Origin of the sequence: Aeromonas sp. 55A (assembly GCF_051919665.1) — a bacterium.
Taxonomy (GTDB): domain Bacteria; phylum Pseudomonadota; class Gammaproteobacteria; order Enterobacterales; family Aeromonadaceae; genus Aeromonas; species Aeromonas veronii.
The window spans coordinates 384261-396852 of record NZ_JBQBEH010000008.1 but is presented as its reverse complement, the minus strand read 5'-3'; the positions used below and the strand labels follow the sequence as shown (position 1 = coordinate 396852).

Here is a 12592-nt window from a genome sequence, read left to right as displayed (position 1 = left end):
GTATGGCGAAGATCGCTCATTGGCGATTTGATATCGCCCCAGTTAATGGTCTGGTGTTCGATGAAATGTCGGGAGCCAGCGGGTTAGTCGCCACCTGGGATGGCCCCCCGCCTGCTATTACTATTGAGGGGGGGGTGAGTGGGGTGAGGGTAGGATCTGGCCCATCAATCAATCTTGCTGGCTCACTAACCATTCAACCATCAAAGGGGGTTACGATTGCCTTCAAAGGGATGCTGGAGGCAAATCAAGGTTGGGGGACAATATTTGGCATCAACAATGGCAGCACGACCCCAGTAGGGGATAGCGCTATTCTATTGTCGATGCCATTAGAAACAAGCGTGGCAACTTATGGGCGTATTTATGCTGCATGGAAAGTTAATAGTAATGATTATGCGCTAGGTGGCATTGTAAAAATTGGTGAGCCAATAAAATGCTATGCAGCCATAAAGTCAGGATTGAAGTTGATAGAATGCCCTGCTGGCTTTACTAGAACAGCGGATATCAATGCAGCCACCCCAACAACCAACACATATACAAAAGGGAAAATGCTAGGGAGGATATACACCAACGATTCACTAATAAAAGGATTTTTTAGTGAAATCATCTTATTTGACCACATTGCTGACTTTATAGAGGTTTTCAGCGAAACGACTTTTAAGCCACATCAGATAAATGCAATACCAGCAAACCAGGAGCCCCGCAGCCAATTTCAGCCGCAAGATGTAGCCTGGCGCGGCACCCCGCCGATGTGTGCCGGGCCGCTTAATCTCCAGCAACAGACCCATACCCCGCTCTGCAAGGGAAGGGATTACTATTGGTGGCGTGATGGGGTGCGCAACGTGGAGCAGGGGTTTATTGAAAGCACGGTAACCATCAACGGGGTAGGGGTGCGGCGCCGGGTGCTCTGTTTTACCCAGGATGGCGAACTGGTTGGCGAGACCTACAGCCGCGCATCGGATGGGGTCTATCGGTTCGATCTGCTGTGGCTGAACAAGCGTTATATGCTGGTCGCCCAGGACGATCCCGCCTTTGGCCCCGCCGACTATAACGCCGTGGCCGCCGACTACCAGGCACCGAAACCCTACCCGCCTGGCGGGGGGGTGGCCCCTGCGCCCTTCCCCATGCTGGCCCCGCTCAAGAGGAAATAGCCATGCTCACCTATGTGGACACGCTGCGCACCAGCCGCGCCCAGTTGCTGGCAACGGCCATCGACACCGGCAGCGGCACCAGCGCTACCCTGACCATCTACACCGGCACCAGACCGGCGCCGGGGGCGGCCATTACCGACCAGCTGGCTCTGGTGGTGCTCAAGTTCACCCACCCCTGTGCCAAGACGGTCAGCGGCGGGGTGCTGACCATGAAACCCCTGGCCGAGCAGATGGCCACCGCCAGCGGCGCCCCCACCTGGGGGCGCATTACTGACCGGGATGGCGCCTTTGTGGCGGATCTCGATGTGGGTGTGCCAGGCAGCGGCGCCGATCTGGAGATACCGGCGAGCGAGTTTTTTGCCGGTGCGCTGATCCGCATCAATAACGCCACCATCACCGAACCGTAACCGGGGGCTATATGGCCAGAAAGGATGCGAGCTTAGAACTACGCAAGGCCCGCAGTACCACCGGCCAGCTGGAGCTGAACCAGGCCGAGGTGGTGCGCTATGAGGCGATCTTGGTTGGCGCCTCCATGCCGCCGCGCCTGGCCGTCTCCCCCGACCTGCTGACCCTGCCAGCCAGCTGGGCCAGCCAGCTAGACCGCCCCATAGCCGCGCTGGGCGGTGCCGTGGTGCTGGAGGGGAGTCTCGCCAGTACCACCGCCCCAGATTGCGCCATGGTGGGCGCATTCGTCATTGAGTGCGGTATGGCGGCCAGCAATCAGCAGCCGGTGCCGTTGCTGGCTGGGGAGTACGATATCAACGTATTCCGTGGCCCGAGCGCCACCGAGGAAAGCCGCTGGGAGCGAGCTGGGCTGGTCAGCAGTCTGGTAGATAGTACCTGGGAGCGGCCAGAGCTGACCCGCACCGTTGGCGCCGTCAGCTGGCAGGAGGCCGAACCCGCCAACAGTGAGCAGGTGGAGCAGAGCGCCATCATGCCCCAGCGCTATGAGCTGGCCCGCAGTCAGTACCAGGAGGGGCTGGCCACCGGTCACGATCATGGCCAGCAGGTGGAGCACCTTGCCCCCGGCCATGCCGTCAATCGCGCCCTCTGGGTCGAGGGGGACAAAGCCGGTATGTGGCAGGTCGGCGGTTATCGCAACCCGCCGCGCTTTGACAAGGTGTGGCAGGCCGACCAGTGGAGCCAGGGCGATGCCGTTGGCCTGCTGCTCTATGGCCGCCGCACCCGCCTTGGCCTGCCGCTCTGGAAGGGGTGGCGCGATGGCTGGGAGGAGGCGATGCAGCCGGGGCCAGGCACCAGCCCGGATCCGAAGCCGCCGATCATCCCGGAGCGACCAGACAAGCGCACCCTGCGCCTGGAGTTCGGGCGCAAGCGGGGCGAGGCCGAGCTGGAGTTTGTTTGGCACGGCAGTGATGCAGCAATCGTTATTCCAACCAGGAGGGTTTATCTGGTGAGCAATACAGCGAAGATCGTGCGGGTACGCGATGGGCTCGATATCCCTGCCACGGCGGTAAGTATCGAGCTCGATACCGACTCCTGGGCATGGCAGTTCAGCGCCCAGATCCCCCGTATCGCGGCGGCTGCGCTGACCGATGAGGAAGAGGTCAGCATTCATATCAACGGTCAGCAATGGGACTGCGTGTGTGATGGCTGGCAATCGAGCCAGAGCTTTGGCCGTGAGTCAGCAACGCTGACGGGACGCTCTCGCACTGCTTACTTGTCACCGACCCATGTATTGGCGCAGGCGGTAAGCGAGCCTGCTGCCGCGACCATGGCCCAGCTGGCTGCTGCTGTATTGCCGGTGGGTTGGACGCTGGATTGGCAAGCGGCTGACTGGTTGGTGCCTGCCGGATTCTTTAGCCTGGATAACCAGACCCCGATCGAGGTGGTTAGGTACCTGGCCGAGGCGGCCGGTGGCTTTGTGCTGCCACACCAGCGCAACCGCCATCTGGTCATCAAACCGCGTTACCCCACAGTGCCATGGCAGCTTGACACTGCTGTGGCCGATGTGGCGATCCCCCGCGCCATCATTACCACCTTGGGCAGTGACTTCCAGCCGGGTCATGCCGCCAACGGGATCTGGGTAAGTGGTGGCCATCAGGGCATCAGTGCGCGGGTGGTGCGCCAGGGGACGGCTGGCGAGCAACAAGCGCCGACCATCACCCACCCGTTGGTGTGTGATGTGACGGCAGCCCGTGCCCAGGGTGTGGTGGGGCTGGCCAAGACCATGCCCAAACGTACCCAGACCATTGAACTGCCGTTGTCAGCTGATACCGGCTTGATCCTGCCAGGTGCGCTGCTCGCCGTGGACGGTTGGAAGGGTTACAACCGGGGCGTCAGGGTCTCTGCTGCGTTGCAGAACAGGGCCATGACGGTGCGCCAGCAACTCAGTGTGGAGCGATTTGTATGAACCTGTTTAAGCGATTCCTTGAGTTGGTGCCGGGCGCTGATCCCTTGCTGGTTGGTACCGTGACCGCAGTAGGTACCACGACCACCACTCTTACCGCGTTGGCGGGTGGAACGGTCACAGTAAGGGGTACCGGGGTAGCCATCGGCAAGAAGGCGTTTTACAGGGGAGGGGAGCTGGCAGGAGAGGCGCCGGATCTACCCACCTTTGAGCTGGAGGTGTAGAGTGGAGGGCTCAAGTGAGTTTTTAGTGGAGGACAAATGAAACACTGGATGTTACTCGGCTTGGTCGCCTTGCTGCCCCTGACAGCAAATGCAGGCGCCATGCGCTGCAAGAACGCCTTAATCAGTGACGGCGACTCATCGTTCAATGTGCTCAAGAGCTGCGGCCAGCCGCAAATGAAAGAGGACATTATCGACGAGCGCCTGCTGGATGCCCCTAAGATAGGGGAGCGCTGGACGTATCAGCAAGGGGCGAATGCTATCCCCCAGGCCGTGACCATCATCAACGGCAAGGTGGTCAAGATAGAAGACCTCACCCGCTGAGAAAGACAATGGCCACGCGATGTGGCCATTTAAATACCTTCGTTTAACGCCTCGATACATCTTATCAAAGTCTGCGAAACCGGTTCACCAAGTTTGATAAAACCACCGTTGTGGCGGGTTTTCGTTTTTAGCGAAAACATTTTTCATTTTTCGCGGCGGGCTACAAGATAGCGGATAAGCAAAAGGGGAGCCAGGCTCCCCTTTTATCACAACAGCGAGCCTTACAGGCCAGCGGCAGAACGCAGCAGTTCGGCCTTGTCGGTCTGCTCCCACGGGAACTCGTCGCGACCGAAGTGACCGTAGGCAGCGGTAGCCTGGTAGATCGGGCGCTTCAGATCCAGCATTTCGATCAGGCCATACGGGCGCAGTTCGAAGTGCTCGCGCACCAGCTTGACCAGCAGTTCTTCGGCGACCTTGGCAGTACCGAAGGTTTCGACGCTGATGGAGGTCGGCTCGGCCACGCCGATGGCGTAGGAGATCTGGATTTCACAGCGATCGGCCAGACCGGCGGCAACGATGTTTTTGGCAACGTAGCGGGCGGCGTAGGCAGCGGAGCGGTCAACCTTGGACGGATCCTTGCCGGAGAAGGCGCCACCACCGTGACGAGCCATGCCGCCGTAAGTGTCGACGATGATCTTGCGACCGGTCAGACCGCAGTCACCCATCGGGCCGCCGATAACGAAACGGCCGGTCGGGTTGATGAAGTATTTGGTGTCCTTGTTGACCCACTCGGCCGGCAGTACCGGCTTGATGATCTCTTCGCGTACCGCTTCAACCAGATCCTTGTGGCTGATGGATTCGGCGTGCTGGGTAGACAGAACAACTGCATCGACACCTATGATCTTGCCTGCATCGTCGTAGGCGAAGGTCAGCTGGCTCTTGGCATCCGGACGCAGCCACGGCAGGGTGCCGTTCTTGCGCACTTCAGCCTGACGCTTCACCAGCAGGTGAGAGTAGGTGATGGGGGCCGGCATCAGCACGTCGGTTTCGTTGGTGGCGTAGCCGAACATCAGGCCCTGGTCGCCAGCGCCCTGCTCCAGCGGATCGCTGCGGTCAACGCCCTGGTTGATGTCCGGGGACTGCTTGCCGATGGCGTTCAGCACGGCGCAGGAGTCAGCGTCGAAGCCCATGTCGGAGTGGGTGTAGCCGATTTCACGTACGGTATCACGCACGATCTCTTCGATATCAACCCAGGCAGAGGTGGTTACTTCGCCGGCCACCATGACCATACCGGTCTTGACCAGGGTCTCACAGGCAACGCGTGCCTTGGTATCTTGCTTGAGGATGGCGTCCAGTACCGCATCGGAGATCTGGTCCGCAATCTTGTCGGGATGGCCTTCGGAGACCGACTCGGAAGTAAACAGCTTTGCCATGATTTTAATCTCAGCTTGTCTGGGTTATCGCCACGGCAATAACCGGATGAATGGGATGGTGTAGAGGTATCTACATCTGGACGTCTATTTTAATTAGCGCCCCCCGTGATTGCCAGCACTATTTTGTCGCGCAGTGTCCAATGGGTCACAAGCGGTGCTCTCCTATCCCGAAAGGGATGGAAATCAAACGTTTTTCTCTGGTTGCTTTGGTCAATAGGGGGCAAGAAAAGCGATTGTCCTCCCAAAGCCACTTTATTCATCCAGATAATATTTGCACGCCGCTCGCCCTGCTGGGACAATAACGCGCCTTAATCTTGGCCATCAAATGAAGCAATCGCAGGAGATTCAGATGCCTTCTCGTAAAGAGCTTGCCAATGCCATTCGTGCATTGAGTATGGATGCCGTTCAAAAAGCCAACTCCGGTCACCCGGGCGCCCCCATGGGAATGGCGGATATCGCCGAAGTGCTGTGGCGTAGCCACCTCAGACATAACCCGAACAACCCCAAGTGGGCCGACCGCGACCGTTTCATTCTCTCCAACGGCCACGGCTCCATGCTGCTGTACTCCCTGCTGCACCTCTCCGGTTATGACCTCTCCATCGACGATCTGAAAAACTTCCGCCAACTGCACTCTCGCACCCCGGGTCACCCGGAGTACGGCTATGCACCGGGCGTGGAAACCACCACTGGCCCGCTGGGTCAGGGCATCACCAACGCCGTTGGTATGGCGATCGCCGAAAAAGCCATGGCTGAGCAGTTCAACCAGCCGGGCCACGATATCGTTGACCACTACACCTACGCCTTTATGGGCGACGGCTGCCTGATGGAAGGTATCTCCCACGAAGCGTGCTCCCTGGCAGGTACCCTGCAACTGGGCAAATTGATCGCGTTCTGGGATGACAACGGTATCTCCATCGACGGTCACGTAGAGGGTTGGTTCACCGACGACACCGTCAAGCGTTTCGAAGCCTACGGCTGGCACGTAATCCCGGCTGTTGACGGTCACAGCCCGGAAGCCATCAATGCAGCCATCGAAGCCGCCAAGGCCGAGACCGGCAAGCCGACCCTGATCTGCTGCCGCACCATCATCGGTTACGGCTCCCCGAACAAATCCGGTTCTCACGACTGCCACGGCTCACCGCTGGGCAACGACGAGATCGCCGCTGCTCGTGCCTTCCTGAAGTGGGACCACGCTCCGTTCGTTATCCCGGCCGATATCGCTGCCGAGTGGAACGCTCAGGAGAAGGGCGCTGCACTGGAAGCCGACTGGGCTGCCAAGTTTGCTGCCTATGAAGCCGCTCACCCGACGCTGGCTGCCGAATTCAAGCGCCGCACCGCTGGCGAACTGCCGGCCAACTGGGCTGCCGAATCCGCCAAGATCATCGAAACCCTGCAAGCCAACCCGGCCAAGATTGCGACCCGTAAAGCGTCCCAGAACTCTCTGGAAGCCTTCGGCAAGCTGCTGCCGGAGTTCATGGGCGGCTCTGCCGACCTGGCTCCGTCCAACCTGACCATGTGGTCCGGCTCCAAGTCCCTGACCAACGACGATGCCTCCGGCAACTACATCCACTACGGTGTACGCGAGTTCGGCATGTCCGCCATCATGAACGGTATCGCCCTGCACGGTGGTTTCATCCCCTACGGCGCAACCTTCCTGATGTTTATGGAGTACGCTCGCAACGCCCTGCGCATGGCCGCCCTGATGAAGCAGCGCGCCATCTTCGTTTACACCCACGACTCCATCGGTCTGGGTGAAGATGGCCCGACTCACCAGCCGGTTGAGCAGATCGCCTCCCTGCGTCTGACTCCGAACATGAGCACCTGGCGTCCGTGTGACCAGGTTGAATCCGCCATCGCCTGGAAACACGCCATCGAGCGTACTGACGGCCCGACCTCTCTGATCTTCTCTCGTCAGAACCTGGCCCAGATGGATCGTACCGCCCAGCAGCTGGCCGATACCGCCAAGGGTGGCTACGTGCTGAAGGATTGCGCCGGTACTCCGGAGCTGATCCTGATCGCCACCGGTTCCGAAGTGGAACTGGCCGTTGCCGCCTATGAGCAGCTGACTGCCAAGGGCCGTGCCGTGCGCGTGGTCTCTCTGCCGTCTACCGACGTGTTCGACGCCCAGTCTGCCGAGTACAAAGAGTCCGTCCTGCCGTCTTCCGTCACCAAGCGTGTGGCCATCGAAGCAGGCATCGCTGACTACTGGTACAAGTACGTCGGTTTCGGCGGCAAGATCATCGGTATGACCACCTTTGGTGAGTCTGCTCCGGCCGAGCTGCTGTTCAAGGAATTTGGCTTTACCGTGGAAAACGTGGTTGCGACCGCTGAATCCCTGTAATCGCTGACCATTGGGCTGCTCTGGTCCAATAGTTGGAAAATAAAACGCTCTCCATCGCAAGATGGGGGGCGTTTTTTATGGTTTGAAATATAAAATATAAAATTTGTTATAGTTGCTTATATAGTGAGTTATTCTTCAATATAAATTTTAATTGTTCGGAGATATAGTCATGGATGCATGGGAGAAGCTAACAAATCCAACGAAGTTGAGAGAGAACTTGATGAGTGCCTCTGTATATATTTCATCATATGAAATGTGTAGAGATTTCATTATATCAAAACCAAGAGACTTTTTTACTGATAACTGGGGAATCAATGGTGAGACTATGAGTGAGGAATATTCAAAGGATGTTATGTCTTTTGGCCGAAGCCCTCTTAAAGCATCATTGTTATGGTTCAAAGAACAAGGAGCTATAAGTGACACCGATATAGAGCATTTTGAAAAAGCAATAGCACATCGTAATGAAATTGCACATAACTTACCTAAATTCATATCAGAGCCAGATTATGAGGTTGATGTAGGCATTTTTAATACAATGCTTGAGGTTACAAATAAAATTGGTGTCTTTTGGGTCATGAATTATGAACTATCAATCCACCCAGATTATTCAGTACAAGAAATAGACGAAAAAGGAATTCAAGTTGGAACCATTATGATGATCAAAATGATGATGCAGATCGCATTTGGTCAAGAGCCTGAAGAAGGCTATTATTATAATGAAATTAAAAAGGCTATAGATAAAAGATAAGCATTAAAAATTATTTTCTGCAGATTTGATTAGCCCGTAGCCCGTAGCCCGTAGCCCGTAGCCCGTAGGTTCGATTAGCGAAGCGTAATCGGACGTTCGCGTTTTTTAGACGTTGCCATAAAAATAATGTCCATCCTATTACCTAAAAAGAGACCGGCATATAGCCGGTCTCTTTTTTATTTCTGCAACCCTTACGCCTGCGGCGGGGTACTTTCCGCGTTGGATATCACCGCATCCACCTCGGCCTGCTCCACTATGGGCCTTATCAATCTGACGACAAGGGTGCCATGGTTAATACCAGCTTGCCGATATGGCGGCCTGAGTCCAGCAAATGGTGGGCGGCGGCGGCCTCATGCAGCGGGAAGGTCTGGTAAACCTGCGGTTTGACCTCGCCGCGTTCGATAAATGGCCAGACATGAGTTTGCAGCTGGGCAATCAGCTCGGCTTTTTCCTGCGGAGTACGCGAGCGCAGGGTGGAGCCGATATGGGTCAGCCGCTTTTGCAGCATGAGAAACAGATCCAGATTGGGGGCGGCGCCCGCAATAATGCCGATCTGGACTATGCGACCATTGATGGCGGCCGCCGCATAGTTGCGCGCGACATACTCTCCGCCAATGATATCGAGAATGATGTCGGCGCCATGGCCATCGGTAGCTGCATGCACTGCCTCGACAAAATCCTCCTCCTTGTAGAGCACGGCCACATCCGCGCCCAGCTTGATGCTGGCGGCCTGCTGCTCGGGTGAGCCGACCGTGGTGATGATTTTGGCGGCGCCAAATGCCTTGGCCAGCATGGTGGCTGTCGTGCCGATACCGGAGGCACCGCCATGGATCAAGATGATGTCGCCTTTTTTAAACTGGCCCCGTTCAAACATATTTGACCAGACCGTCATAAAGGTTTCCGGCAGTGCCGCGGCTTCGACAAAGCTCAATCCGGGCGGCAGGGGCAGGACATTGCTCTGGTGGGCGACGCTGTACTCGGCATAGCCGCCACCCGAAATCAGCGCGGCGACCTTGTCGCCAATCTTGAGATGAGTCACCTGCTCCCCCTTGGCGACCACGACCCCGGCGACCTCCAGCCCGGGAATATCCGATGCTCCTGCCGGAGGCGGGTAGAGCCCTTTGCGCTGCATCACATCCGGCCCATTGATGCCGGTCGCATAGTGCCGGATCAAGACCTCATCGGGCTTGGGCTCTGGTGTGGCGCGGGTGGTCAGTTGCAAGACATCGGGGCCACCGGGTTGGGTAATTTCTACCGCGCTCATGGTGGCGGGAATGGAATAGGCGTTAGGCATCAGCGGCTCCTTGTAACGAGGTGATATGAGGTTCCCCGAGTGGGATGAGCATCAAGATAGTGGAGATTGCTGATGAATAAACGCAGTATTATCCCTCACCTGTAATGCAAAAATGCATTTCAACCGAGAGTCGTGATGAACTGGGATGATGCGAAAATTTTTCTGGCGTTGCATCGGGAAGGGAGCCTGAGGGGCGCCGCCCGTGTGGTCGGGGTCGATCAGGCCACCATTGGCAGGCGGATTGCCGCACTGGAGCATCGTCTGGCGGCCACGCTGTTTCTCCGCACATCCAAAGGGTATGTGCTGACTCATGTCGGAGAGATAGTGCTGGCCAGCGCCCAGCAGATGGAGCTGGCAGCCATTGATTTTGTGCGGGCGGCGCAAGGGGTCGACAACCGCCTGGTTGGGGAGGTCAGTGTGGCGACCACAGACACCCTGGGGATGGATTTTCTGATACCGGCCCTGACCGAGCTGCATCAGCGTTATCCCGATATCAGGGTCATCCTCAATACCTCGACCCAGGTAGTCAATCTGTCCCTGCGGGACGCGGATATCGCGATCCGGACGGTGAAGCCGGACAATCCCGACCTGATTATCCGCAAGCTGGCCTCCTGGCCGGTCGGGTTGTATGCCTCCGCCGACTATCTGGCTCGCCATGGCATTCCCGAAGCGGGCACCGGTTTTGCGGGCCATTCGCTGGTGGTGTATGAGCCCCACTGGCAGAGCGCTCGCTCGCCAATGATGCTCGAAGAGGCGGCCGAGGGGGCCACGGTCGCCGCGGGGGTCAATACCAGCCTGATGCTGCGTCAGGCCCTGTTGATGGGGTTGGGGCTTGGCGAGGTAGCGGTTCCGCTTGCCGAGCAAGCCGGGTTGGTGCGGGTCTGGCCCGAGCGGCAATTAGAGCAATCCTACGATGTGTGGCTGGTGACCCATCAGGATGTGCAGCATGCCGCGCGGGTCAGGGCGGTCATGGATGCCATCGTCAGGGCATTTGCCGCGATGCCCTAAGTCTGGCGGGCGCTCTGTTCAGGTTTTGTCGCAGCGTGGTCACACCTCTTGCCATAGTCATGGCGGTTGAGGGAAAACCCTCATTTACTTGCTCTCTGACAGTCAATACTGTGAGACCGAGTCCACCACTACTGGAGCCTGACCCATGACCGACATGCTTGTTGACGATAAACAACCGACCCCGGATCCGGCAGAGCAGAATGCCTTCTTCCCGTCGCCCTACTCCCTGAGCCAGTTCACTTCGCGCAAATCTGACCTTGCCGGGGCCGACTATCCCGCTCCCTATCGGGAGGGGCGCTGGAAGATCCTGCTGATCGGGGCCGATGAGCGCTATCTGCCCACCGACAACGGCACCCTGTTTTCCACCGGCAACCATCCGGTCGAAACCCTGCTGCCCATGTATCACCTCGACAAGGCGGGCTTTGCCTTTGATGTGGCCACCCTCTCCGGCAATCCGGTCAAGTTCGAGTGGTGGGCCATGCCCGGCGAAGATGAAGAGGTGCTGGGGCTCTATGGCAAATATCAGGCGCAGTTCCGCCAACCTGCCAAGCTGGCCGATCTGCTGAAAGAGGCGCTGGCCACTGACTCGGACTATATCGGCGTCTTTATCCCCGGCGGCCACGGCGCCCTGATGGGGTTGCCGCAGAGTGCCGAGGTGAAAGCGCTGCTGGAGTGGGCGATGGCCAACGATCGCTTCATCATCTCCCTCTGTCACGGGCCTGCTGCGCTGCTTGCGGTGGCCAATCCAGAGACCTTCGCCGGCTACAAGCTCTGCGCTTTCCCCGATGAGCTGGATGCCCAGACCCCGGCAATTGGCTATATGCCGGGCCACCTCACCTGGAAGTTTGGCGAGAAGCTTAAAGAGATTGGCTTCGAGATCGTCAACAACGGCATCTCGGGAGAGGTGTGCCGGGATCGCAATCTGCTGACCGGTGACAGCCCGCTGGCTGGTAATAACCTCGGCAAGCTGGCTGCTACCACCTTGCTGGAGGCGGTTGCCAAGCGATGAGGTTGTCGTCGTCGCCAGCAAATGCGCTGCAGGTCGCGGTGGCGCTCGAAGGGGGTCAGCGGCTGGAGGAGATCCAGCAACTGGTGCGCGCCTTTGCCACCCCGCTGGGGTATCACCGCTTTGCGCTCTTCTCCATCAGTGCCAGCGAGGAGGGGGTGGTCGAGCATCTCTACTGGCTGGAGGGGGAGTGGCTGGAGAGCGGCGAGGCGGTCGACCTGCATGCCTATATGCGCGAGTGCCCGATGGCGATGCATATCAGGGAGCGAGACCAGCCCTTCTTCTGGAGCAAAACGGTTGGCGCTGCTGGCGAGCAGTACCGTATCGTTCGCCAGCCTGAGGGGCCTGGCCGACATGGCTTGCAGGTTCCCGTCTATGGGCCGTTGGGACTGGAAGGGGCGATGAGCTTTGGCGGCGATCAGATCGATGCCAGTGCCCACACTCGGGTTGGCCTTGCGCTGATCGCGGCGGCGGCTTTTCATGCAGCTCGTCGGCTGATGGATATGCCTGTAGAGGGCCACGAGCGTGGCCTCACTGGGCGCGAGCGCGAAGTTCTGGAGTGGGTCTCCCGGGGTTGGCGCCATGCCGATATCGCCACCACCCTGAAGCTTTCGGTGCGCACGGTCGAGAACCATCTGCGCAGTGCTCGCCGTCGACTGGGGGTGGCCACTACCGCAGAGGCGGTCAGAGTGGCGATCAGGAACCGCGATATTGAGGGCTGAGGGGCTACCCCTTTGTCTGGCATGTAAAAAGAGACCGGC

The 12592-nt window shown here is 58.3% G+C and carries 12 protein-coding genes; 10 read left to right on the top strand and 2 right to left on the bottom strand.

The window, feature by feature from the left end; genetic code table 11:
* Positions 1-2 precede the first annotated feature (2 nt).
* From ACTG2G_RS05625 to ACTG2G_RS05605, 5 genes are read left to right on the top strand one after another with little or no spacing between them, the layout of a single operon-like run.
* Positions 3-1148 carry a hypothetical protein gene (locus ACTG2G_RS05625; protein WP_439985258.1) on the top strand — a complete coding sequence of 382 codons (1146 nt, stop codon included), beginning with the start codon at positions 3-5 and terminating at the stop codon, positions 1146-1148.
* A gap of 2 nt (positions 1149-1150) precedes the next feature.
* Positions 1151-1555 (top strand): hypothetical protein, encoded by a 405-nt coding sequence (locus ACTG2G_RS05620; protein ID WP_439985257.1) that lies wholly within the window; start codon positions 1151-1153, stop codon positions 1553-1555.
* An 11-nt stretch (positions 1556-1566) separates the two neighbouring features.
* Positions 1567-3519, top strand: a complete 1953-nt coding sequence (locus ACTG2G_RS05615; protein WP_439985256.1) for a hypothetical protein — start codon at positions 1567-1569, stop codon at positions 3517-3519.
* Positions 3516-3740: a hypothetical protein gene (locus tag ACTG2G_RS05610; RefSeq protein WP_215783570.1), complete on the top strand. Its 225-nt coding sequence runs from the start codon at positions 3516-3518 to the stop codon at positions 3738-3740. Before ACTG2G_RS05615 ends, ACTG2G_RS05610 begins: the two co-directional genes overlap by 4 nt.
* 36 nt (positions 3741-3776) lie before the next feature.
* On the top strand, positions 3777-4061 hold the full coding sequence (locus ACTG2G_RS05605; RefSeq protein ID WP_058059897.1) for a DUF2845 domain-containing protein: 285 nt from the start codon (positions 3777-3779) through the stop codon (positions 4059-4061).
* 221 nt (positions 4062-4282) lie between these two features.
* Here ACTG2G_RS05605 and metK read toward each other — a convergent pair whose 3' ends face one another.
* A complete protein-coding gene (gene metK / locus ACTG2G_RS05600) occupies positions 4283-5434 on the bottom strand; it encodes a methionine adenosyltransferase (protein ID WP_005338519.1) in 1152 nt (383 codons plus the stop codon).
* Between the two features lie 349 nt (positions 5435-5783).
* Between metK and tkt the strand changes: the two genes are divergently transcribed.
* Together tkt and ACTG2G_RS05590 are read left to right on the top strand one after the other, a co-directional pair.
* Positions 5784-7775, top strand: coding sequence for a transketolase (gene tkt, locus ACTG2G_RS05595; RefSeq protein WP_005338517.1), 1992 nt, complete (start codon positions 5784-5786; stop codon positions 7773-7775).
* Positions 7776-7944: 169 nt separating this feature from the next.
* Complete coding sequence (locus ACTG2G_RS05590) at positions 7945-8523, top strand: hypothetical protein (protein ID WP_439985255.1); 579 nt, start codon at positions 7945-7947, stop codon at positions 8521-8523.
* A gap of 265 nt (positions 8524-8788) precedes the next feature.
* Here the strand turns inward: ACTG2G_RS05590 and ACTG2G_RS05585 are convergent, their stop codons facing one another.
* Positions 8789-9817: an NAD(P)H-quinone oxidoreductase gene (locus ACTG2G_RS05585; RefSeq protein ID WP_439985254.1), complete on the bottom strand. Its 1029-nt coding sequence runs from the start codon at positions 9815-9817 to the stop codon at positions 8789-8791.
* 135 nt (positions 9818-9952) lie between these two features.
* On the opposite strand from ACTG2G_RS05585, the gene ACTG2G_RS05580 reads away from it, so the two are divergent.
* The 3 genes from ACTG2G_RS05580 (at position 9953) to ACTG2G_RS05570 (ending at position 12553) form a co-directional block, all read left to right on the top strand.
* The gene (locus tag ACTG2G_RS05580; RefSeq protein WP_323906211.1) at positions 9953-10825 is read left to right on the top strand and encodes a LysR family transcriptional regulator; all 873 of its coding nucleotides are present in this window, start codon (positions 9953-9955) and stop codon (positions 10823-10825) included.
* Between the two features lie 145 nt (positions 10826-10970).
* A complete protein-coding gene (hchA, locus tag ACTG2G_RS05575) occupies positions 10971-11834 on the top strand; it encodes a glyoxalase III HchA (RefSeq protein ID WP_439985253.1) in 864 nt (287 codons plus the stop codon).
* Positions 11831-12553: a PA1136 family autoinducer-binding transcriptional regulator gene (locus ACTG2G_RS05570; protein ID WP_439985252.1), complete on the top strand. Its 723-nt coding sequence runs from the start codon at positions 11831-11833 to the stop codon at positions 12551-12553. The genes hchA and ACTG2G_RS05570 overlap by 4 nt, the downstream gene beginning before the upstream one ends.
* Positions 12554-12592 lie beyond the last annotated feature (39 nt).